Here is a 22,444-nt window from a genome sequence, read left to right as displayed (position 1 = left end):
TAGGAACCCGGTCACCTCGTCCGCATCGGCCAGATCGTGCAGGTTTCAGTGGGGCCTCTGCAGCGAATCGTGTATGCCGTTCGCGTGCGCCCACGCGACCGCTGCGGTCCGCGACCCGACGCCGATCTTGACGAACACGTTGGCGAGGTGGCGGCTCACGGTCTTGTCGCTGATGACGAGCTCTGCCGCAATCTCACGGTTGCTGGAGCCGCGCACGACGAGGCGGAGCACCTCCTCCTCGCGCGCCGTCAGGCCGCCCGGACGGGTTGCGGGCGAGAGCCTGGCGACGTCCGGCTCCGCGCCCAGGTCCCGATAGATCGACAGCGCGGTCGCCGCATCCGCGTCGGCCGCCGCGTCCTCCCCCGTCTCGCGCCGCGCCGAGGCGAGATCCTCGTGGACGCGCGCGACGGCATACCGGAGTCGTTGACCGCGGTAGGTGCGCAAGGCGGACTTGAGGGAGGCGATCGCGTCGGACAGACGTCCGTCAGCCAGGGCCAGCAGTCCGTCGGCGTGGTCCGCCCAGGCTGCAAGGCCAGGGGTGCCGTACAACGTCGCTGTCGCCCGCAGCTCCGCCGCTGAGCCGACGACGAGGTCGGCGTCGCCGATCGCCAGACCCACCTCGACAGCCGAGAGGAGCACCCTGGCGCGGTCAAGCCGACCCTGCCCCTCCATGGCCGCGCGGATCATGTTCGCGGCCTCGGACGACGACCCCGCCGCGTGCGCAAGCAGGGCCTCCCCCGGCTGTGGGTCGACGCCGAGCTCGCGTGCCCGGCGGTAGGCGACCGAGGCTTCCTCCCGCCGCCCCCGGAGGCGCAGGACGTCGCCGAGCTCCCGGTAGCCCTCACCCGCGAGCCACCCGTGGGAGCCCACGAGCGCGGCACTCGGGTTCTCCATTTCCTCGAGCACCTCATCCCAGCCACCTTCTGCGGCGATGAGCTGCAGGCGGTGGACTCGGGTGACTGGCGAGTACATGAAGGTCCGGGAAAGTGGAGACGCCCAGCGATCGAGAGCGTCCGTCCAGTCCCGCATCCGACCCCAGTCCGCCAGCACATGGGCGAGGTTGATGACGGTGCAATAGATGTCGCCGGACCATTTCGGGGGCACCCGGCCGGCCAAGACCTCGAGCATGGCGTCGTCGAGTGCCCGGAACCCGTCGGCCGTTCGACCGTCCCGCACCGCGGCCAGGCCCTCGAGCACCCCGGAGAAGCAGAGCAGTGGCGACTCAGGGTGGCTTCTGCCCAGGGCGGCGAGTTCGTTCGCCGCCTCCGCCGCGGCCCTGGGGTCCGCGTCGACGTCCGGGTCGAACGACGTCTCGACGAAGCGGAGGAAGCCGTGCGCCACTGGTGCATCCGCCGTTCCGACTCCGTCGAGGACTCGGCTGGCTCGAGCCAGCCATGCCTCCCCAATGGTCACGTCGCCACGGGTGACCCACTCGAGCGCGAGGTCGAGGGCTTGCCGTGCGGCCTCCTCGAGACGGCCCTCGCCATGGAGTCGTCGATAGACCTCCTCCCCCAGCGCCATGGAGGTCGTTCCGTCGCCCTCCCACCACGCGGCGTCGGCAAGGCCCCTCAACTCGACCAACCCCAGCGCAGAGCCACGTTCACGGGCGCTCGCCCTCGCCGACTCGAACGGCTCTGTCATCCTCGCCTCCTGCGGCCGGGTCCAACACTCCAGCGTATTCGTGCGCGGGCGTCGGGTGACATGCTTCTGCCCATGAGCGACAACGCCCAGACCGCCCTGGCCCAACGCGCACGCCACCTCGACAGCGAGCACCTCGCGACCGACCGCCGAGACGCGTTCGTCCTGCCAGAGGGCGTCATCTATCTCGACGGCAACTCCCTCGGGGCGATGTCGGTGGCGGCCCGCGACGCGACGGCCGATGCCGTGACGCGCCAGTGGGGTCAGCAGCTCATCCGCGCGTGGAACGAGTCGGCGTGGTGGACCGCGCCCGAACGCGTGGGCGACCGCATCGCCTCGCTCGTCGGTGCACCGTCTGGTTCGGTCGTCGTCGGTGATTCGACGACGATCAGCCTGTTCAAGGCAGTGCACGCCGCCGCCCGGCTCCGGCCCGACCGTCGCGTCGTCCTGACGGATCCTGACTCGTTCCCCACGGACGTCCACGTCACCCGGGGGGTGTGCGACCAGCTCGGCCTGACGCTGGAGCTCGTGTCACCGCGTGACGCCGTGGCACGCCTCGAAGGCTCGAACGACGTTGCCCTCGCGGCCTACTCACACGTGGACTACCGCACAGGTGAGCTGTGGGATCTCGCGGCGATCACCGAGGCGGCCCACCAGGTGGGCGCGCTGGCGTGTTGGGACCTGTGCCACTCCGCGGGCGTCGTCGACGTGGGGCTGACCGAGGGTGCGGCTGACTTCGCGGTCGGGTGCGGCTACAAGTACCTCAGCGGTGGACCCGGCGCACCGGCGTTCCTCTTCGTCGCACCACAGCATCTGGCCGAGTTCACCAACCCCATCCTCGGGTGGAACGGTCACGCGGCTCCCTTCGCCATGTCCCCCGACCATGTGCCCGCGGACGGCATCACCCGAGCCCGTGTGGGTACTCCACCGGTGCTCGGGATCGCGGCACTCGAAGGTGCGCTCACGGCATACGAAGGTTTGGACATGGGGGACGTGAGGCGCCGATCGCTCTCGCTCACCGGCTTCTTCGTCGAGTGTCTCGACGCCCTCGGCGTCGACCTCCCGATCGTCACGCCGCGCGATGACCGGCGCGGCTCCCAGGTGAGCCTGCGGCACCCTGCTGCGTATGCCGTCGTCCAGGCCCTCATCGCGCGCGGGGTCATCGGAGACTTCCGTGAGCCGGACATCGTTCGGTTGGGATTTGCACCGCTCTACCTCTCCCACGAGGACGTGCTCACCGCGGCCCGGCACCTGCGAGACGTGATCGATGGGGCCGAGTTCGCACGGCCGGAGCATGCCGCCCGAGCCGCAGTGACCTGAGCGGGAGAGAATGCCCGCATGGCATCCAAAGCAGGAACGCAGGACAGGGGCGACGCCGACCTCGTGGTCACCGAGCCCAAGTCGTCGGCAGCCGGGGTACCTGCGGTCGTGCGGTCCCTGCGCATGTCGATCGAGCAGATGGGCGTGGTGCGCACCGGCCGGACACTCCTACGGATCAACCAGGACAACGGCTACGACTGTCCGGGGTGCGCATGGCCGGACCCAGCGGACAAGCATCGCGCGGAGTTCTGCGAGAACGGCGCCAAGGCCGTTGCGGAGGAGGCCACGCTGAGGCGGGTCGAGCCGGCCTTCTTCGCTGAGCACTCGATCGCCGAGCTGCGCGAGAAGTCCGACTACTGGCTGGGCCAACAGGGACGGCTGACGACTCCGATGCACAAGCCGGCGGAGGCAACGCACTACGAGCCGGTGACGTGGGAGCGTGCCCTCGACATCGTCGCCGACCACCTGTGCGAACTCGACGACCCCGACCAGGCGATCTTCTACACCTCGGGACGGACGAGCAATGAGGCGGCGTTCGCCTACCAGCTGTTCGTGCGGGAGTTCGGCACCAACAACCTTCCCGACTGCTCCAACATGTGCCACGAGTCGAGCGGCACGGCGTTGGGCGAGAGCATCGGCATCGGCAAGGGAACCGTCACGCTCGACGACCTCGTCGCGGCCGACCTCATCCTCGTGGTCGGCCAGAACCCGGGAACCAACCACCCGCGGATGCTGTCGACGTTGGAAGCCGCCAAGGAGAACGGTGCTCGCGTCGTCTCGATCAACCCGCTCGCCGAGGCGGGCCTCATGACGTTCCGGAACCCGCAAACGGTGAAGGGTGTCGCGGGGGCGGGATCGAAGATCGCCGACACGCACCTCCCGATCCGACTCGGCGGGGACCAGGCGCTCTTCCAAGCGGTCGGACATCTGCTGGTCCAGCAGGGCGCGGTCGACAAGGACTTCATCGAGGCGCACACAGCGGGGTTCGCGAAGTTTGCCGAAGCGCGGGCGTCGCTGGACTGGTCGCGCGTGCTTGAGGCCACGGGACTGGCCGAAGCGGAGATCCGCGCTCTGGCCGATGCCATCGCGTCGGCCGAGTCGGTCATCGTGTGTTGGGCGATGGGAATCACCCAGCACCGCCACGCGGTCGCCACGATCCAGGAAATGGTGAACGTGCTCCTTCTCGGCGGGCACATGGGACGCGAGGGCGCCGGGGTGTGCCCAGTGCGGGGTCACTCCAACGTCCAGGGGGACCGGACGATGGGCATCTATGAGAAGGCTCCCGAGTCCTTCCTGGACGCGCTCGACGCCGAGTTCTCGATCACCGTGCCCCGCGAACACGGAGTCGACGCGGTCGACGCCGTCCGCGCGATGCGTGACGGTCGTGGTCGCGTGTTCTTCGCCATGGGCGGCAACTTCGTTCGGGCGATGTCGGACAGTGACGTCACCGAGGCCGCACTCGAAGCCACCGATCTCACCTGTCACGTCTCGACCAAGCTCAACCGGTCGCACACGGTGACCGGAACCGAGGCCCTGATCCTCCCGACACTGGGCCGCACCGAGCGAGACGTGCAGTTCTCCGGTGAGCAGGTCGTCACGGTCGAGGACTCGATGTCGATGGTCCACGCGTCGCGCGGACGGCTCGCACCGGCCAGTGACACCTTGCTCAGCGAGGTGGCGATCGTCTGCGAGCTGGCCCGGAGGGTCAGGCCCGAGTCGACGATCGACTGGTCGGCGATGCGGGGCGACTACCGAGTCATCCGGAGCCAGATCTCCCGCGTCGTGCCCGGCTTCGAGCGGTTCGAGGAGCGGATCGCTGATCCCGGGGGGTTCCAGCTGCCGATCCCGCCGCGCGAACGGCGGTTCGAGGTCGACGGGGGTCGAGCCCGATTCATGGTGCACCCACTCGAGTACCCAGAGTGCCCACCCGGTCGGTTGTTGCTCCAGACGATCCGGAGCCACGACCAGTACAACACCACGATCTATGGTCTCGACGACCACTATCGCGGCATCAAGAGCGGTCGTCGCGTGCTGTTCATCAACCCCGATGACCTGACGACTCTGGGCCTCTCGGAGGGCCAGAGCGTCGACATCATCTCGGAGTGGCGGGGCCCGGACGGAGCGGACGCACTCACCGAGCGTCGTGCAGAGGAGTTCCGGTTGGTCGGCTACCCGACGCCTCGTGGATGCGTGGCCGCGTACTTCCCCGAGACCAACGTCCTCGTCCCGCTCGACTCCACGGCACGCGGCAGCAACACCCCGACGTCAAAGTCTGTCGTGGTCCGGCTCGAGGCCCGTTGATGGGACGCGTCACCGCCCGCCACAAGGTCGTCCGGATCGACCTCGATGGCGACGTGTCCCGCGCGATCGACACCGTCGCCGGTGAGGAGCCGCTCGAGATCAGGGTGAATGGCGAGACCTTCACGGTGACCATGCGCACGCCGGGGGCAGACGTCGATCTGGCTCACGGCCTGCTGCGCGCCGAAGGAGTGATTCGATCGAGGGACGATGTCGTCTCGGCGCGGTTCTGCTCGGACCTCGACACGCTCAACGTCCTCAACCTCGATGTGCCCGGCGGCTCGGTCGCCCGAGCAGCGACAGGGACGCGCAACCTCGCTTCCCTCGGCGGCTGTGGCCTGTGTGGCACGACGGCAGTCGAAGCGGTCGAGGAAGTCGTGGCCTCCCGCCCGCCGGACATGGTGTGGGCAGCCGAGAACGTCGCCGGTGCCCTCGACGAACTTCGGTCACGCCAGACGGTGTTCGCGAAGACCGGAGGCGTCCACGGCGCTGGCCTCGCTCCGGCCGACTCCAACGGCGCGCCGTCGCCGAGTTCGCTCGCGATCGTCCGCGAGGACATCGGCCGCCACAACGCGGTCGACAAGGTCCTCGGCGCGGCGCTTGTCGGTGACGTGACCACTGCGGGCGCTCTCCTCGTGGTGTCCAGCCGTGCGAGTTTCGAGATCGTCCAGAAGGCAGCAGTGTCCCAGGTGGCCGTGCTGGCGTGTGTCTCGGCGCCGTCGACCCTCGCAATCGAGGCCGCCGACCGCCTGGGAGTCACCTTGGTGGCCTTCGCCCGCGATCGCCGGTTGAGCGTCTACACCCACACCCACCGCATCCCCCACTGACCAACTCGACCGGCGGATGGCGAGCTCGGGTGAAGCGCCCGACATCCGTCAGGCCAGCATGCGGTGAGCCCGTGGTGTCGTGCGCGACGTGCGTCGGGCCAAAGGACTGCGCGCTCACCTCGAAAGGTGTGCTGCGTCCGAACCAGCGCGCAGTCCGTCAGGCCCGCTAACGCGTCGCACACGACACGAGGGCGACCCCATGGGGCCGCCCTCGTGTCACGCAGTCAGCGAGGAGTCACCAGCCGCGCTCGGCGAGCCGGTGCGGCTCGGGGATCTCGTCGACGTTGATACCGACCATGGCCTCACCAAGTCCGCGCGAGACCTTGGCGATGACGTCGGGGTCGTCGTGGAAGGTCGTGGCCTTGACGATCGCCTCGGCACGCTGCGCCGGGTTGCCCGACTTGAAGATGCCGGAGCCGACGAACACACCCTCGGCACCGAGCTGCATCATCATGGCGGCGTCGGCGGGGGTGGCGATGCCGCCAGCCGTGAAGAGCACGACGGGGAGCTTCCCGGCCTCGGCCACCTCCTTGACGAGGTCGAACGGTGCCTGGAGCTCCTTCGCCGCGACATAGAGCTCGTCCTCGGGAAGGTTCTGGAGACGCTTGATCTCGGCGCGGATCTTGCGCATGTGGGTCGTCGCGTTGGAGACGTCGCCCGTGCCGGCCTCGCCCTTGGAACGGATCATCGCCGCACCCTCGGTGATGCGGCGCAGCGCCTCGCCGAGGTTCGTGGCACCACACACGAAGGGAACGGTGAACTTCCACTTGTCGATGTGGTTGGCGTAGTCGGCCGGGGTGAGCACCTCGGACTCGTCGATGTAGTCGACGCCGAGGGACTGCAACACCTGGGCCTCGACGAAGTGGCCGATGCGGGCCTTTGCCATGACGGGGATGGACACCGCCTCGACGATGCCGTCGATCATGTCGGGGTCCGACATGCGTGACACGCCGCCCTGGGCGCGGATGTCGGCCGGAACACGCTCGAGAGCCATGACCGCGACAGCGCCGGCGTCCTCGGCGATCTTGGCCTGCTCGGCGTTGACGACGTCCATGATGACGCCGCCCTTGAGCATTTCGGCCATGCCGCGCTTCACGCGCGTCGTGCCGGTATGGGAGGTGGTCGTGGAAGCGTCGGGGGTGTCGAACTCACTCATGCGGGCAAGTGTAGATCCGGCCGGAAGCGTCCGCGGACGCGCCTAGTCGACCACCGCGGGCGGAAGGTCGTCGTCGAAGTCCACGACCTGCGGAAGTGCGGCGTGGCCAGCAAGACGGAAGAGACGCACCACACCCTTGGCCCGCACACGACGCACTTCGCGCACTGCGTCGTTGTGGAAGCGGCGCGCCAGCTGGACCCTCAGAGCGCTGGCCTCGACACGGCCCAGGGCGACCGCCCCCGGGCTGCCCGGATCACGCCTCAGAGCCGTCACAGCCTCCTCGGGAAGGGCCGCACGCAAGGTTTCGGTCAGGTCCGTCTCGGTGCCCTCCCGGCCCGCGAACGTCTGCCCGTCGAGGAGGTCATGGCTCAGCGGATGGTGTGTGTGGCGTTCGAGGGCCTCGCTGGCCGCGTCGCCGAGGAGCAGCGAGGTGGCAGGGTCCATGCTTCCGCTCGTCGCGAGCTCGAGCGTGGCCTCGGCACGCCGCACCAGTTGGGCGTCGAGCGCCGAGACCGCACCCTCGACCTTGGCGTGGAGTCGGTCGAGCCGGGAGGCGGAGTACGAGAGGTACCAAGCGACGGCCAAGAGCACCAGGGCAATCATCGTCGTGACCTGCAGGACGTCCATCAGACCTCACCCCTCATCGGCCACCGGAGCCGGCTCAACAGACCCGCCCGGAGCATCGGCTCCACCGGGGAGTTGTCGGCACCCTCGATCACGGTCTCGTAGACCGCCATCACGCGCCCGGCGACGACGTCCCAATCGAACGAACGGGCCCGCCGGAGACCGAGTGCACTGAGGCGCTCCCGCTCCGCCGGGTCACGCAGCAGTTCGAGCACTGTGCCCGCGAGGCTCCCGATGTCCCCCACGGGGAACGTCCGCCCCGAGGGGCTGTCACCCAGGACCGCAACGAAGGCTTCGAGGTCACTCGACAGGACCGGCGCCCCCGCAGCCATCGCCTCCACGAGGACGATCCCGAAACTCTCGCCGCCCGTGTGCGGAGCGACGTACAGGTCGGCGGAACGCAACAACGCCACCTTGTCCTCCTCGGAGACCGCTCCCAGGAACTCCGTTGCCGAGCGCACGCGCGGATCAAGCCGAGACGCGATCTCGGCCACCTCTCCTGGACCGGCCACGACGAGGCGCGTCGCCGGGATGGCGTCGAGAATCGTCGGCATCGCCGCGAGGAGAACCTGGAGGCCCTTGCGAGGTTCGTCGATCCGCCCCAGGAAGGCCAGTACGGGCCGCTCCGGCGTGCCGGACCAACGGGTCACCGCACCATCGGGCGCGAACCGACGGGTGTCGACACCGTTGGGGATGATGTAGGCATCTCCGCCGAGGTGCCGGCGCACTGTGCCCCGAGCCTCCTCCGAGACGGCGATCCGCGCCCGGATCTTCTCGGTTGACGGGCGAAGCAGTGGGTTGGCCGCGTGCATGGCCCGTGAGCGGATGTTGGACGTGTGGAAGGTCGCGACCACCGGTTCGGTGGATGCCCACAACGCCATGAGCGAAGCGCTCGGCGTCACGGGCTCGTGGAGGTGTAGGACGTCGAAACCACCCTCTTCGAGCCACCGACTGACGCGTGAGGAAGTCACTGGCCCAAAGGTCAGGCGTGCGACGGATCCGTTGTAGCGCACCGGAACTGCGCGCCCGCACGACGTGACGTATGCCGGCAGATCGGCATCGAGGTCGTCCACCGGCGCGAGGACGCCCACCTCGTGCCCTCGCGCGATGAAGTACTCGGCCAGGTCGCGGATGTGGAACTGCACTCCCCCTGGGACGTCGAAGGCGTAGGGGCAGACGAGCCCGATCCTCATGACGCACCCGCCCTCACCAGACGGTCCTGATCCAGGTCCTTCGTGAAGACCGGCTGAAGCATGTGCCAGTCGGCGGTGTGGAGTCGCACCGCGTCGCCCAGCGCGTCGGCGCAGGCCTGCGTCATCGCCGCAACCTTGTCCCGCGTGGTTCCGGACGTGGGAACGGCGACCTGGTCGTGGAAGGTGATCACGATGCCCCAGCGACCACCAGACAGAGGCTCGTGTCGGATGGAGACCGGGAAGAGCGGCCGCTTCTCCGCAAGGGCCAGAGCCGCAGGCCCAGCCGCCATGCGTGCCGGCTCCCCGCAGAAGTCGACCTCGACACCTTGTCGGGTGAGGTCGCGGTCGGACAGCAGCGGGATCAGCCCGCGTCGCCCGGTCGCTTCACGGAGCAGTGGGAACGTCGGGGGGCCACCGGTCAGGGGAAGGATCGTCATGCCAAGCCCCGTTCGGAACGCGAGGAACTCCTCGAACACTTCCTCGGGCTTGAGACGTTCGGCCACCGTGGTGACGGGTCCGAGGTGCACGGCACTCCACGCGCCGGCAAGGTCCCAGTTGCCCATGTGGCCGAGGAAGCAGACCAACGACCCTCCCGACTCGAGGATCTCCCGCACAGGGCCGTCACCTTCCGCACGCACCCTCGCTGCCAGTTCGTCGGGTCCGAGGACCGGCAGGCGGAACGCCTCGCAGTAGTAGCGCATGTAGGCGCGCATTCCCTCGCGCACGAGCCCGTCCAACTCGGTGTCCCCGAGCTCCGGGCGCACGGTCGCGTAGTTGGAGCGCATCATCGCTCCCCCACCCCGGGCGACGGTCAGGTCGGCGATTCGGTCGAAGAGCGCGTAGGCCGCGCGTTCCGGCATCCGCCGAATCAGGGACCAACCCACGCGGAAGCCGGCCACGGTCACCACGTCCGCGGCGCTGGCAGCACGACCTCCGATGGACGGGCTCACGCGACGTCGAGGGCCTGTCGGCGCACCTCGAGCATCCGCTGCACCACGGTGACGAGGCTCGCGAGGGCAAGGAGCGCAAGAACGACGGTGAGGAAGACTTCCGGGAGGAACCAGCCCACAAGACCGGTGGTGACGAGGACGGCGACGAGTCGCTCGGCTCTCTCGGCGATGCCGACGTTCGCCGTCATGCCCAAGCCCTCGGCCCGGGCCTTCGCGTAGGACACGACCATCCCGAGGATGAGGCAGGCCAGAGCGAGGGCAGCCATCACTCCCGGACTCACCTGCAGTGCCCCGCCAGGTCGGAGGCTCTGCCCCCCGGCGTAGAACAGGACGAGACCTCCGAAGACGGAGGCATCTGCCACCCGGTCGAGGGTCGAGTCGAGGTAGGCCCCCCACATGCTCGACCGCCCCGAACGGCGCGCCATGATCCCGTCGACGGTGTCGGAGAACACGAACGCCGTGATGACCAGCGTCCCCACGAGGAACTCGCCACGCGGATAGAAGATCAAGGCCCCGAGACTGACCCCGAGGGTGCCGACGACGGTCACGACGTCAGGACTCACCCCGAGGCGCAACAGGAGCGAGGCCAACGGGGTGAACAGCTTCGTGAAGAAGGGGCGCGCGTACTTGTTGAGCATGGTGCCGTCAGCCTAGTGGGCCGGACTCATGCCTTCGGCCAGGCCTCGGCGAGCCGCCGCCGCGCGTCTTCGAGGAGCACGGGGAGCGCCTTCGTCTGGCCGACGACGGGCAGGAAGTTCATGTCGCCGCCCCATCTGGGAACGATGTGCTGGTGGAGGTGGGCAGCGACACCGGCGCCGGCAACCTCGCCCTGGTTCATCCCGATGTTGAAGCCCTGCGGCCCCGACGAGGCCTGGAGTGCGCGGATCGCCGTCTTGGTCACGGCCGTGAACTCGTTCGTCTCCTCTTCGGTGAGGTCGATGTAGAGGGACACGTGACGGTAGGGGCACACCAGCACATGGCCGGGGTTGTAGGGAAAGAGGTTCATGACGACGTAGCAGTGCTCGCCGCGGTGGACGATGAGACCGGTCTCGTCGTCCCTCCCTGGTGCCGCGCAGAACGGGCATCCGTCGCCGGCGTCCTTCGAGGGCCGCTCCCCCGTCACATAAGCCAGTCGATGCGGAGTCCAGAGCCGGTCGAACCCATCCGGCACACCCGCGAACTCGCCCGCCCCGCTCGTCGGAACCTCATCCATGGCCACGATCCTAGGCACGAGCCCGTGCACGGCGGAGGGCCGGGGCGCCGACCCCTGTACCGGCGCCCCGGCCCTTCACCACTAGAGACGCGGGGCAGGCTCCGAAGGTTGCGTCCGCATCAGCCAAGGTTCAATCATTGTAGGTTTCTCATCGTTCGGGGCAAGCGAGTTGTGGGAATTTGCCAGCCGACCTCGTCGGTGACCGGACGGCATACAGCGAAGGACCGTGTATGCCGTCCGCTCACCGATCGTTCAGAGCGCGGCTGCCAGCTTCAGCGCCTCGGCCGTCGCTCCCCCGACCTCGTCAAGTCCACCGTCCCAGTCGCTCACGGCAACGGCGATGATGTAGCGGCCGTCGTGGATGACGGCGGCGGCGTAGTCGGCGCCGCTGTAGAGGGCGTGGGTCCCCGCGTCCACGCCGTCCCACTCCGTGCGCTCCAGGCTCTCGCCCATGGTGCAGTACCCCGTGTCGGTGACGACCTGCGCGAAGGCGACCCCGGCACGCGCGTACTTGGAGATGGTGACGTCGGACGAGAGCCCGGAGGTGTCGTCGTCCGCGTTCCAGTACATCCAGTTCTGACGAACCTGGGCGAGCTTGGCCTTCGGGTTGTTGATCGGGTCGCAGTACTGCGCGCCCGTCACCGTGGGACCGTTCGGGTGGTTGTCGAACTCGGCCTGGAGCGATGCTCCGAGCATGGTGTCGGGCAGGACGTCCGGAATGCCCGGGCCTGCTGCGGACGCCCCCGTCGTGCCAGCCAAGCCGAACAGGACTGCACTGCCGACGACGGCAGCCAGGCGAGTGGTGCGAGTGAACATCGTTGATCCTCTCGTTGGTGAGAGGCGGATACCCCCTGCGGTCCCGCCCCCTCACCACACCAGACGCGGTGGCCGCCGACAAGGTTGCACCCGTTCAGGATGGATCCGCGTGCCACTCCATGAGTTCGGCTGTGGCCGGCCCGAATCCGGCTCGCTCGTAGAGCGAACGCGCCCGCGCGTCAGCGTTGAGCTGCATCCTGCTCACGGCATGTGCCCGTGACCACTCCTTCAAGGTGGCCAGCAGCCGCGCACCGAGTCCAGCACCGCGCGCGTCCTGAGTGACGAACAGCAACGACACGTGCAGCCAACGCTCGTCCGGTCGACGCGAGCTTGGCAACTTGGTGACGACGGCAGCAGTGACCATGCCGAGCGGACGTCCGTCGGTGCCCTCGGCCAGGAACGTGACCCGGTTGCGGTCGGCCAACCACGCGTCCGCATAGCGGTCGATGAAGCCGGGTGCGATCGTCGCTCCGGTCTCCCGGTCGTCCTGCATTGTGAGAGCCGCGATCGCGAACGCATCACGTGGCTCGGCCAGCCTGATGTCGCTGCTCACGGGCGCTGGCTCCTGGTCATGGCGGTCAGACCTGGGCGCGGGTCTCGATGGCGGTGAGTACCTCGGCGATGGCGTCCTCGATCGGCACACCATTCTTCTGCGAGCCGTCGCGATAGCGGAACGAGACCGCGTTGTTGCTGCGGTCCTCCTCTCCGGCAATGAGCGTGAAGGGCACCTTGGACTTGCTTGCGTTGCGGATCTTCTTGGGGAACCGGTCGTCACTCTCGTCGAGTTCGACGCGAATGCCCTTGGCCTTCATCTGCGACAGCACGTCCCAGAGGTAGTCGTTGTACTCGTCCGCGACGGGCACACCGAGGACCTGAACCGGGCTGAGCCAGACCGGGAACGCACCGGCGTAGTGCTCGACGAGCACGCCGATGAACCGCTCGATCGAGCCGAACTTGGCGGAGTGGATCATCACCGGCTGCTGCCGCGAGCCGTCGGAGGCCTGGTATTCGAGGCCGAAGCGCTCCGGCTGGTTGAAGTCGTACTGGATCGTCGACATCTGCCAGGTGCGCCCGATCGCGTCACGGGCCTGCACGGAGATCTTCGGGCCGTAGAAGGCCGCGCCCCCGGGGTCCGGCACGAGGTCCACGCCGTACTTGCCGGCCGTCTCCTCGAGGACCTTGGTCGCGGTCTCCCACTGCTCCGGCGAGCCGATGAACTTCTCGGCCTTCTCGCCGTCCTCGTCACGGGTGGACAGCTCGAAGTAGTAGTCGTCCAGGCCGAAGTCCTTCAGCAACCCCGTGACGAAGTCGAGGAGGTGCTCGACCTCGGCCGGCGCCTGCTCCGGGGTGACGTAGGAGTGCGAGTCATCCTGAGTCATGGCCCGCACCCGGGTCAGCCCATGCACGACGCCCGACTTCTCGAAGCGGTAGACCGACCCGAACTCGAAGAAGCGCAGCGGCAGCTCTCGATAGGAGCGACCGCGGGATCGGAAGATGAGGTTGTGCATGGGGCAGTTCATCGCCTTGAGGCGGTACTCCGCATGCTCCATCTCCATCGGCGGGAACATCGTGTCGGCGTAGTAGGGCAGGTGTCCCGAGGTGTGGAACAGCCCGTCCTTGCTGATGTGCGGGGTCCCGACGTAGTCGAAGCCCTCCTCGATGTGGCGCCGACGGACGTAGTCCTCCATCTCGCGCTTGATGACGCCGCCCTTGGGGTGGAAGACGGCCATGCCGGAGCCGATCTCGTCGGGGAACGAGTAGAGGTCGAGTTCGGCACCCAACTTGCGGTGGTCGCGCTTCTCGGCCTCGGCGAGACGGTCGAGGTAGGCCTTGAGCTCGTCCTTGGTCGGCCAGGCGGTGCCGTAGATGCGCTGCAGCTGCGGGTTCTTCTCGGACCCGCGCCAGTAGGCAGCAGCACTGCGCATCACCTTGAAGGCGTTGCCGAGGACCTTGGTGGTCGGCACGTGGGGGCCCCGACAGAGGTCTCCCCACGCCGTTGAACCGTCGCGCCGGACGTTGTCATAGATCGTGAGTTGGGCGCCGCCCACCTCGACATCGGCACCCTCAGCCGCTTCACCAGCAGAGCCACCCTTGAGGCCGATGAGCTCGCACTTGTAGGGCTCGTCCTTGAGCTCGACGAGGGCGGCATCGTCGCTGATCTCGCGGCGCACGAACGTCTGGCCCTCGTTGACGATCTTCTGCATGACCTTCTCGAGGGCCTTGAGGTCGTCGGGGTGGAACGGCTCGGCGACGTCGAAGTCGTAGTAGAAGCCGTCGCGCACGGGCGGGCCGATGCCCAGCTTGGCGTCGGGGTTGACCTGCTGCACGGCCTGCGCCAGGACGTGAGCAGCACTGTGCCGCAGCACATCGAGGCCGTCCTGCTCCTGCGCGGTCACCGGCTCCACCGTGTCACCTTCGGCGAGGACGTGGGTGAGGTCACGCAGTTCACCGTTGACCCGGGCGACGAGCACCTCGCGCTGCCCTTCGAAGAGATCAGCGGCCGTCGTGTCCAGACCCACCGATCGCTCGTCTCCGGCGACGTGAACGGTGATCTGCGATGACACGGGCTACTCCTGTGGTGGCAACTGCGGAAGGTATGCCGTGTGCGGACGTCCCGGCACGGCATACCGATGCTATCCGCCGGAAAAGCGGAGGCGCGACGGAGTTCGGGTGTGGGACGTTCGGGGTATGGACCTTGTGATCGCCTCGCGCGCCGAACGACCCGACCTCACGGACCTGCAGGGGGAGTTCGACAACCCGTGGCCCGAGTTCATGAAGTGGGATCCGATTGGCGACCTCTACTACGCGCGGGCATCGACGACGTACGCCGAGTGGAGCCTGGTCGCGTGGGACGCGGCCGAACCCGAGCGGATCGTCGCCAAGTCGCACGCGATCCCGTTCGCGATGGGTTCCGAGATCGGACGCCCGACCTTGCCGGAGGACGGCTGGGACGGAGTGATCCGATGGGCCTGGCTCGACGAACTTGCCGGCCGGAAGCCGACGCACGTATCGGCCCTGGAGGTCGCCATCCGTCCAGACCTCCAGGGCACCGGTCTGGCGTCTGTGATGCTGGAGGCCAAACGGCAGAACGCCATCCGTCACGGCTTCCATGACCTCGTGGCCCCGGTTCGCCCCAGCAACAAGCACCTCGAACCCCTGACACCGATGACCGAGTATGCGTTCCGGACCCGTGAAGACGGGCTGCCCGTCGACCCGTGGCTGCGGCTGCACGTGCGTGCTGGCGGAACGATCGAGGGCGTCTGTGCGCGATCGATGACGATCCCCGGGACGCTCGCCGAGTGGCGGGAGTGGACCGGCTTGCCGTTCGACACCTCGGGTGATGTGGAGGTGCCGTTCGCCCTGAACCCCGTCCACGTGAGTGTCGAGCACGACCACGCCGTCTATGTGGAGCCCAACGTCTGGGTGCACCACCGGCTCTGACGACCTAGGTTGGCTGAATGACCACGCTCCCCTTCGGTTCCTGGCCATCGCCCCTCTCCCCCAGAGACCTCACCGCTGCGACCCGGGCGCTCGACGAGGTCCGCGTCGATGGTCCCGACACCTACTGGCTCGAGGGCCGGCCGTGGGAGGGAGGCCGCGTGGTCCTGATGCGGCATGTCGGCGCGACCGGGGCCGTCGAGGACGTGGTCGGCGAAGGGATCAACGTCCGTTCCCGGGTCCACGAGTACGGCGGCGGCGCGTATGCCGTCCGGTCCGGGGAGGTGGTCGTCGCGACGTTGCCGGACCTGAGAGTCCATGTGGTGACGGATGCGGGCGAACTCCGCCCCATCACACCGGAGGGTGGCTTCCGCTACGGGGGGCTCGTGCTGGGTGACGGCTTCGCGCTCGCCGTGAGGGAGGACCACTCAGGAGACGACGAGCCGGTCAACACCCTCGTCCGGCTCTCGCTCGACGGGGACAACGCCGACGGTGGGCGCATCCTGTGGGAGGGATCCGACTTCGTCGGACGTGCGGCACTCTCGGCCGATGGTGCCGAGGTCGCCGTCGTGACGTGGGACCACCCGAACATGCCCTGGGACACGACGACCCTGCGGCGCGCCGCACTCACCCCCGAGGGAGGATCCCTCGACTGGCGGATCGTCGAGGGCCGTCCGGACGTGTCGGTAGGACAGCCGAAGTTCAGTGACGACGGCACCCTGTGGTTCGTGTCAGACGACTCGGGTTGGTGGAACCTCAAGAAGGACAGTGGTTCTGGCATCGAGGTCGTCCACTCCGTCGACGCCGACTTCATGCAGCCACAGTGGGCACTGGGGATGAGCGACTACGCCTTCCTGTCGGACGGGCGGGTGCTCGTGCACTGGTGGGCCGAGGGCGTCGGGAAGCTCGGAGTCCTCGACCCCTCGGACGGCACGCTTCTCGATGTCCAGAACGACGGTGTGCAGTTCGACCACCTCCACGCCGCCGGCGATGAGATCGCCCTGCGCTCGGGATCTCTCTCCGCGATGCCGGTCATCACGCGCGGTCCGGTCAACGGACCCCAGACGACGATCCGGCGCAGCCGCGACGAAGGTCTCGACCCGGCATACGCGAGCACGGCTCAGCCATGGACCTGGACCAACAGCGGGGGCCAGGAGGTGCACGGGGTCTTCCTGCCGCCCACGCACCCGCAGGCGACCGGCCCTGAGGGCGAGCTGCCGCCTCTGCTCGTCTTCGTCCATGGTGGACCCACGGCGCGAACGGAGGCCGGCCTCCACCTGGCACGCGCGTTCTGGACGACTCGTGGTTTCGCCGTTCTCGACGTCAACCACTCCGGGAGCACCGGCCACGGTCGGGCCTACCGCGATCGACTGCTCGGACAATGGGGCGTCATCGACATCGATGACATCGTCACCGGAGCTCGCTCGCTCGCGGACGCCGGCGAGGTCGACGGAGACCGGCTCGCGATACGTGGTGGCAGTGCCGGGGGCTACTCAGTGCTGCGGGCGCTGACCACCAGTGACGCGTTCGCGGCGGGCACGAGCTACTTCGGTGTCGCCGACCTCGAGGGACTCGCCACCGACACCCACAAGTTCGAGTCGCGCTATCTCGACCGCATCGTCGGTCCGTACCCCGAGGCCAAGGACGTCTACGTCGAGCGCTCGCCCGTCCACCACGCCGACGCGGTGCACGGAGCCGTCCTCTTGTTGCAGGGAGGGATCGACGAGGTCGTCCCTCAGGCGCAGGCAGAAGCAATGGCCGCAGGGATGCGGGCAGCCGGTGGTGATGTCGACCTCGTCCTCTATCCGGACGAGGGGCACGGGTTCCGCTCCGCGTCGGCCATAGAGGACTCACTGACCCGCGAACTCGCGTTCTACGGTCGCGTCCTCGGCTTCACCCCCAGCCCTGACTGACCCTCATCGCGGCCTGCGCCCGTAGAGCGCCGCGAGTGCGGCACGATCGGCCTCGGTGACGCCGCTCGCCCCACCAGGAACCCCACTCGCCCCGTACATGAGGCGGGCGGGGTTCAGGCTGTGCCCGAGCCCAAGGCAGTGCCCGATCTCGTGTGCCAGGACGGCATCGGTGACGTGCCTGTGGTGGACGAGGATGAGGCACCCGGTGATCCGGTCCCCGTCGACTGTGGGTGGAAACGCCTTGCCGCCGATCACGGCGCCGGACGATTGGTCCCGGAGCGTGACGCCGCGAGTGACGTTGATGTCGGGGCTGGTGGTGGAGTAGCGGATCTGGAACGGCGCATCCCACTGCTGCGCTGCCGCCACGGCCGCCTTGTCGTCGATCGTGACCACGGGCTGTTGCCACGTCGGGGTCACGAGGTCCTTGTCGAGTCGTTGTGCCATCACGTACACGCTCACGAGAGCCGCAACGACACCGGCGCCGAACGCAGCCACGGCGGTGCGACGTCTCACGGCACACCGCCGCAGGCGACGGCCAGCACGAACGCGCCACCCAGCATGTGTCCAGCATGACTGATTCCGACCCGTTGCCGAGGCGGAACCGCAAGGCACTCGAGAGTAGAAGAAGTCCCGCCTCCAGCGACTGGCGGCGGGACTTCTTCTCCTCTCGACTGCTTGACCCTGAGGTCAGTGAGCCGTCTCGAGGGTGAGTACGAGGTGCTCGGTCTCGGGCTTGCGCGTGGCACGCAACCCCGCCACCGTGAGCGCCTGGCTGCGGTCGACGACGAAGTCGACCTTGCTCGGCAGGAGCACCGGCTTCTTGAACCAGACGTTGGACGTGCTCGGCCCGTTGACGGAGCGACCCAGCGCAGCCAAGGTGCGGGCGGAGGTCCACATCCCGTGCGCGATGGCCTTGGGGAATCCCATCGCCTTGGCGGTGAGCGGGTGCATGTGGATCGGGTTCACATCGCCCGAGACCGCGGCGTACTGGCGACCCAGGTCGCCCGGGAGCGACCACTGGGCGGCTGCGATGCCCTGCGGCACCGGCGGCGCCTCAGCACCGCGCTCGGCGTCGGGGTTGCCCTTCCCCCGGGCGATGTAGGTGCTACGCCCACTCCACACCGACTCGCCATCGACGGTGGCCTCGGTGACGAGGTCGACCAACCGACCCTTGGGGTGCTCCCGCAGATCCTCGGCATGGACGGCGATGTCGAGCACATCGTCGGCGTTCAGGGTGCGTCGCACGGTGATCGTGTTCTCGGTGTGGACGAGCCCGGCGAGCGGCAACGGGAACGACGAGCGCGCCATGAGCTCGGCCTGCAGCGGGAAACCCAGGATGTGCGGATAGGTGTGCGGGAGAACGTCGTCGACACCGAACCCACACAGCCGCTGGTAGTCCATGAGGTGCTGGCGGTCCACCTTGTGGTCTGTGAGGACGAGTTCGCTGGCCGGCAGCGTCGATCCGGACTTCTTGCCCGCGAGTGCAGCCCGCACGAACACCTTGGCGAGCGACGGCGCCTCGCTGAAGGTCTCCTTCTGGGTCATCAGGCCCCCATGAGCATCTGGCCGCAGACGCGCACCGTGTTGCCCGTGACAGCGCGGTTGGCGTCCCAGGCGAAGAAGCCGATGGTCTCGGCGACGTCGACTGGCTGCCCGCCCTGCGACAACGAGTTCATGAGACGACCGACCTCACGCGTCGCGAACGGCACCTTCGCGGTCATCTCGGTCTCGATGAATCCAGGTGCCACCGCATTGACGGTGATCCCCTTCTTGAGGACGGCCTTGTCGGCCGCGAGTGACTGGGTCATCCCGATGACGCCAGCCTTGGACGCGGCGTAGTTGGTCTGGCCGCGGTTGCCGGCGATCCCTGCGATCGAGGAGACGTTGACGATGTGGCCACCGTCGTTGATGGCCGGGATGAGCGCCTCGTTCATGCGCAGGATCGAGAGCAGGTTGACCTGGAGGACGGAGTCCCATCGGTCGGCCTCGGTGTTGGCGAGGAGCTTGTCCCGGGTGATGCCGGCGTTGTGCACGACGATGTCGAAGCCACCGTGGCGGGCCTGGGCGTGCTCGACGATCTTGGCGCCAGCGTCCTCGGCGGTAACGTCGAGCTGGAGCGCGGTGCCGCCGAGACGGTTCGCGACCTCCGCGAGCGGGCCGCCGGCCTGCGGCATGTCCACCGCGATGATCGTCGCGCCGTCGCGGGCGAGGGTGTCGGCGATGGCCGCGCCGATGCCGCGCGCGGCACCGGTGACGACCGCGACCTTGCCTGCCAGTGGCTTGTCCCAGTCTGCGGGTGCGGCCACGTCACCGACGGGCTTGGCGACGTGGAAGACCTGCGCGGACACATAGGCCGAGCGACCCGAGAGGAGGAACCGAACGGTCGCGTCGACGCCGGCGTCGGCGCCCTCCGCGACAAGCACGGTGTTGGCCGTGCCTCCACCGCGCATCTCCTTGCCGATCGAGCGCACGATGCCCTCGACCGCGCGGCGCGCCGCGGCCTGAGCGACCGAGGTCGCCGACTCCGGCGGGCGGCCGATCACGATGACGCGCCCAGTGGGGGCAAGCGTCTTGAGGGCCGGACCGACCACGCCCCGAAGCGTCTCCAGGTCGGCCGGCGTCTCGACGGCGGTGAGGTCGAGGACCACGCCCGCGACCGAGGTCGAAGGGGACGTCGCGACCTTGACACCGGCATCCGAGAGCAGGTGGCGCACGCGCTCGGCCACGGGGGCCTCGCCGTGGCCCGCGACGAGAACCTCACCCGGAATGAGCGAGCCACCCACCTTGTGTCGACGCAGCTTCGTCGGGCGGGGAAGGCCGAGGGTGGTGGCGAGTTGCTTGCCGATGCCACCGCTCACGAACTGTCCGTAGTTGAACGCCATGTGGATCAGGCTCCTTCGAGGATTGCGACGACGCCCTGGCCACCGGCTGCGCAGATGGAGATGAGTCCGCGGCTGCCCGGACCCTTCTCGTGCAGCATCTTGGCGAGGGAGGCGACGATGCGACCGCCGGTGGCCGCGAACGGGTGACCGGCCGCGAGCGACGAGCCGTTGACGTTGAGCTTGGAACGGTCGATGGAGCCAAGGGGCTTCTCGAGACCGAGGCGCTGGGTGCAGAACTCCTCGTCCTCCCACGCCTTCATGGTCGAAAGAACCGTCGACGCGAACGCCTCGTGGATCTCGTAGTAGTCGAAATCCTGGAGCGAGAGGCCCTGACGTGCGAGAAGGCGCGGAACGGCATACGCGGGAGCCATGAGCAGGCCCTCGTCACCGTGCACGTAGTCGACAGCGGCAACCTCACCGTCGACCAGGTAGGCCTGCACCGTGAGGTTGTGCTCGGCGGCCCACTCCTCGCTGCCGAGGAGGACAGCCGAGGCGCCATCGGTGAGTGGCGTCGAGTTGCCTGCGGTCATCGTCGCGCCCTCGCCCTTGCCGAAGACCGGCTTGAGCTTCGCGAGCTTCTCGACGGTCGAGTCGGCGCGCAGGTTCTGGTCCTTGGCCAGGCCGAGGTAGGACGTCATGAGGTCGTCGAAGAAGCCGTTGTCGTAGGCCTTGGCGAGGTTCTGGTGGCTCAGGGCCGCCAGCTCGTCCTGCGCCTCGCGGGTGATCCCCCACTTCTTGGCCGTGATCGCCATGTGCTCGCCCATGGACAGGCCGGTGCGCGGCTCGGTGTTGGCGGGGGTCTCGATGCCGATGTCGCCGGGACGGATCGCCAGGGCGCTCTTGGCCATGTCGACGGTGGTCTTCTGGCGGTTGATCTTGAGCAGTTTGCGACGCAGCTTCTCGGTCACCATGATCGGAGCGTCGGAGGCCGTGTCGACACCACCGGCGATGCCGGACTCGATCTGGCCGAGCTTGATCTTGTTCGAGACGAGGATGGCGTTCTCGAGTCCGGTGCCGCACGCCTGCTGGACGTCGTATGCCGTGGTCTCCGGTGCGAGGCTCGACCCGAGGACCGCTTCGCGCGTCAGGTTGAAGTCGCGGGCGTGCTTGATGACAGCACCACCGACCACCTCGCCGAGGCGCTCACCAGCGAGGCCGTAGCGCGCGACGAGGCCCTCAAGGGCAGCCGTGAACATGTCCTGGTTCGACGCGTTCGCATACGGCCCGAACTGGCGGGCGAAGGGAATGCGGTTGCCGCCGAGGATGGCGGCGCGGCGGGGACTTGCAGTTGTCACCGTGTGCTCCTGAGGTCTGTCGTGTGGTGGACGAGGCGGTCACGTGGAACGCGACACATATCCGGTACTGACGGTAGCAGGTACTCGTCTCCACCTGCTACGGTCCGATCTTGTGACCAGCACCACGGGGCCCGTGAGCGACGGCGGCGACTCGACCGGATCGAGCACTCCGACGACGCTCGATGGCGTCGTCGTCGACGGTCGCAGCAGCCGCTGGGACCGTCACCGCGCACAACGCCGCACCGAGCTGGTGGAGGCGACCCTGCGCGCGATTCGCAGCCGTGGCGCCGGCGTCGGGATGGACGACATCGCCAGCGTGGCCGGGACGTCCAAGACGGTCTTCTACCGCCACTTCACCGACCGAGCGGGGCTCTACGGCGCCGTGGCCGAGCGGGTCAACACCATCATCATGCGGGACATCACCCGGGCCGTCGGCGACCTTGCGGCGCTGACCGGCCGCGTCTCGGACCCAGCATCTCCCCCTCGCACGGTGCTCGGCGCCGCCGTCGATGCCTACCTCTCCCTCGTCGAGAACGACCCCGAGGTCTATCGCTTCATCGTCGCCGCTCCCCTCGTGCCACCGTCGGAGCGCACCGAGACGATCGATCTCGCCTCGACGGTGAGCCAGGCGATGGCCGTCCAGATCGGGACGCTCATCGAAGCCGCTCTCGAGACTGCCGGCCGCGACACGTCCGCTGCCCAGACCTGGGGTCACGCCGTCGTCGGCATGGTCCGCGCCGCTGGTGACGAATGGCTGCGTGCCGGAGCGGCTGCCTCCGGCACCTCCCGTGAGACGCTCAAGGAGCACCTCACCGAGCTCATCTGGGGCGGACTCTCCTCGGCCTGGCCGACGACCGACGCCACACCCGACAAGGAGTGAC

At 68.3% G+C, this 22,444-nt stretch carries 20 protein-coding genes; 6 read left to right on the top strand and 14 right to left on the bottom strand.

Annotated features, from left to right (window positions below; all coding sequences use genetic code 11):
* Nucleotides 1–45: 45 nt before the first annotated feature.
* Nucleotides 46–1,641: a LuxR family transcriptional regulator gene (locus N802_RS07595; RefSeq protein ID WP_052109572.1), complete on the bottom strand. Its 1,596-nt coding sequence runs from the start codon at nucleotides 1,639–1,641 to the stop codon at nucleotides 46–48.
* A 72-nt stretch (nucleotides 1,642–1,713) separates the two neighbouring features.
* On the opposite strand from N802_RS07595, the gene kynU reads away from it, so the two are divergent.
* The 3 genes from kynU to fdhD are packed head-to-tail and all read left to right on the top strand — an operon-like array spanning nucleotide 1,714 to nucleotide 6,083.
* Nucleotides 1,714–2,958, top strand: coding sequence for a kynureninase (gene kynU, locus N802_RS07590; protein WP_035914494.1), 1,245 nt, complete (start codon nucleotides 1,714–1,716; stop codon nucleotides 2,956–2,958).
* 18 nt (nucleotides 2,959–2,976) lie between these two features.
* Nucleotides 2,977–5,259: an FdhF/YdeP family oxidoreductase gene (locus N802_RS07585; protein ID WP_035914247.1), complete on the top strand. Its 2,283-nt coding sequence runs from the start codon at nucleotides 2,977–2,979 to the stop codon at nucleotides 5,257–5,259.
* The gene (gene fdhD, locus N802_RS07580) at nucleotides 5,259–6,083 is read left to right on the top strand and encodes a formate dehydrogenase accessory sulfurtransferase FdhD (protein WP_035914245.1); all 825 of its coding nucleotides are present in this window, start codon (nucleotides 5,259–5,261) and stop codon (nucleotides 6,081–6,083) included. Before N802_RS07585 ends, fdhD begins: the two co-directional genes overlap by 1 nt.
* A gap of 235 nt (nucleotides 6,084–6,318) precedes the next feature.
* On the opposite strand, the gene pdxS is transcribed toward fdhD, so the two are convergent.
* From pdxS to thrS, 9 genes are all read right to left on the bottom strand, one after another.
* On the bottom strand, nucleotides 6,319–7,239 hold the full coding sequence (pdxS, locus tag N802_RS07575) for a pyridoxal 5'-phosphate synthase lyase subunit PdxS (RefSeq protein ID WP_035914241.1): 921 nt from the start codon (nucleotides 7,237–7,239) through the stop codon (nucleotides 6,319–6,321).
* Between the two features lie 42 nt (nucleotides 7,240–7,281).
* Nucleotides 7,282–7,866: a hypothetical protein gene (locus N802_RS07570; protein ID WP_035914238.1), complete on the bottom strand. Its 585-nt coding sequence runs from the start codon at nucleotides 7,864–7,866 to the stop codon at nucleotides 7,282–7,284.
* Entirely contained in the window at nucleotides 7,866–9,056 is a 1,191-nt protein-coding gene (locus N802_RS07565) for a glycosyltransferase family 4 protein (protein ID WP_035914235.1), read from the bottom strand. Before N802_RS07565 ends, N802_RS07570 begins: the two co-directional genes overlap by 1 nt.
* Entirely contained in the window at nucleotides 9,053–10,006 is a 954-nt protein-coding gene (locus N802_RS07560; protein WP_245613855.1) for a phosphatidylinositol mannoside acyltransferase, read from the bottom strand. The genes N802_RS07565 and N802_RS07560 overlap by 4 nt, the downstream gene beginning before the upstream one ends.
* Nucleotides 10,003–10,644 carry a phosphatidylinositol phosphate synthase gene (pgsA, locus tag N802_RS07555; RefSeq protein ID WP_035914234.1) on the bottom strand — a complete coding sequence of 214 codons (642 nt, stop codon included), beginning with the start codon at nucleotides 10,642–10,644 and terminating at the stop codon, nucleotides 10,003–10,005. The genes N802_RS07560 and pgsA overlap by 4 nt, the downstream gene beginning before the upstream one ends.
* 26 nt (nucleotides 10,645–10,670) lie before the next feature.
* Nucleotides 10,671–11,219 (bottom strand): HIT family protein, encoded by a 549-nt coding sequence (locus tag N802_RS07550; protein WP_035914232.1) that lies wholly within the window; start codon nucleotides 11,217–11,219, stop codon nucleotides 10,671–10,673.
* Nucleotides 11,220–11,471: 252 nt separating this feature from the next.
* Complete coding sequence (locus N802_RS07545; protein ID WP_035914230.1) at nucleotides 11,472–12,035, bottom strand: hypothetical protein; 564 nt, start codon at nucleotides 12,033–12,035, stop codon at nucleotides 11,472–11,474.
* 94 nt (nucleotides 12,036–12,129) lie between these two features.
* Nucleotides 12,130–12,588, bottom strand: a complete 459-nt coding sequence (locus N802_RS07540; RefSeq protein WP_035914227.1) for a GNAT family N-acetyltransferase — start codon at nucleotides 12,586–12,588, stop codon at nucleotides 12,130–12,132.
* Nucleotides 12,589–12,613: 25 nt separating this feature from the next.
* Nucleotides 12,614–14,599: a threonine--tRNA ligase gene (gene thrS / locus N802_RS07535; protein WP_035914223.1), complete on the bottom strand. Its 1,986-nt coding sequence runs from the start codon at nucleotides 14,597–14,599 to the stop codon at nucleotides 12,614–12,616.
* 124 nt (nucleotides 14,600–14,723) lie between these two features.
* Between thrS and N802_RS07530 the strand changes: the two genes are divergently transcribed.
* The gene (locus N802_RS07530) at nucleotides 14,724–15,476 is read left to right on the top strand and encodes a GNAT family N-acetyltransferase (protein WP_035914221.1); all 753 of its coding nucleotides are present in this window, start codon (nucleotides 14,724–14,726) and stop codon (nucleotides 15,474–15,476) included.
* 17 nt (nucleotides 15,477–15,493) lie between these two features.
* Nucleotides 15,494–17,386, top strand: coding sequence for an alpha/beta hydrolase family protein (locus N802_RS07525; protein WP_035914218.1), 1,893 nt, complete (start codon nucleotides 15,494–15,496; stop codon nucleotides 17,384–17,386).
* 3 nt (nucleotides 17,387–17,389) lie between these two features.
* Here the strand turns inward: N802_RS07525 and N802_RS07520 are convergent, their stop codons facing one another.
* The 4 genes from N802_RS07520 to N802_RS07505 all read right to left on the bottom strand — a co-directional run bounded on the left by N802_RS07520 (nucleotide 17,390) and on the right by N802_RS07505 (nucleotide 21,563).
* Entirely contained in the window at nucleotides 17,390–17,899 is a 510-nt protein-coding gene (locus N802_RS07520) for a matrixin family metalloprotease (RefSeq protein WP_156971318.1), read from the bottom strand.
* A 174-nt stretch (nucleotides 17,900–18,073) separates the two neighbouring features.
* Nucleotides 18,074–18,931 carry a MaoC/PaaZ C-terminal domain-containing protein gene (locus N802_RS07515; protein WP_035914213.1) on the bottom strand — a complete coding sequence of 286 codons (858 nt, stop codon included), beginning with the start codon at nucleotides 18,929–18,931 and terminating at the stop codon, nucleotides 18,074–18,076.
* A complete protein-coding gene (locus N802_RS07510) occupies nucleotides 18,931–20,268 on the bottom strand; it encodes a 3-oxoacyl-ACP reductase (protein WP_035914208.1) in 1,338 nt (445 codons plus the stop codon). The genes N802_RS07515 and N802_RS07510 overlap by 1 nt, the downstream gene beginning before the upstream one ends.
* A 5-nt stretch (nucleotides 20,269–20,273) precedes the next feature.
* Nucleotides 20,274–21,563 carry an acetyl-CoA C-acetyltransferase gene (locus N802_RS07505; protein ID WP_035914206.1) on the bottom strand — a complete coding sequence of 430 codons (1,290 nt, stop codon included), beginning with the start codon at nucleotides 21,561–21,563 and terminating at the stop codon, nucleotides 20,274–20,276.
* Nucleotides 21,564–21,675: 112 nt separating this feature from the next.
* Here N802_RS07505 and N802_RS07500 point away from each other — a divergent pair, with 112 nt between their 5' ends.
* Nucleotides 21,676–22,443: a TetR/AcrR family transcriptional regulator gene (locus N802_RS07500; protein ID WP_035914203.1), complete on the top strand. Its 768-nt coding sequence runs from the start codon at nucleotides 21,676–21,678 to the stop codon at nucleotides 22,441–22,443.
* Nucleotide 22,444: the final 1 nt, after the last annotated feature.

Source organism: Knoellia sinensis KCTC 19936 (genome assembly GCF_000768705.1).
Classification (GTDB): domain Bacteria; phylum Actinomycetota; class Actinomycetes; order Actinomycetales; family Dermatophilaceae; genus Knoellia; species Knoellia sinensis.
Note: the sequence above shows the minus strand (reverse complement) of the source record. Positions and strands in the feature narration are given on the sequence as shown.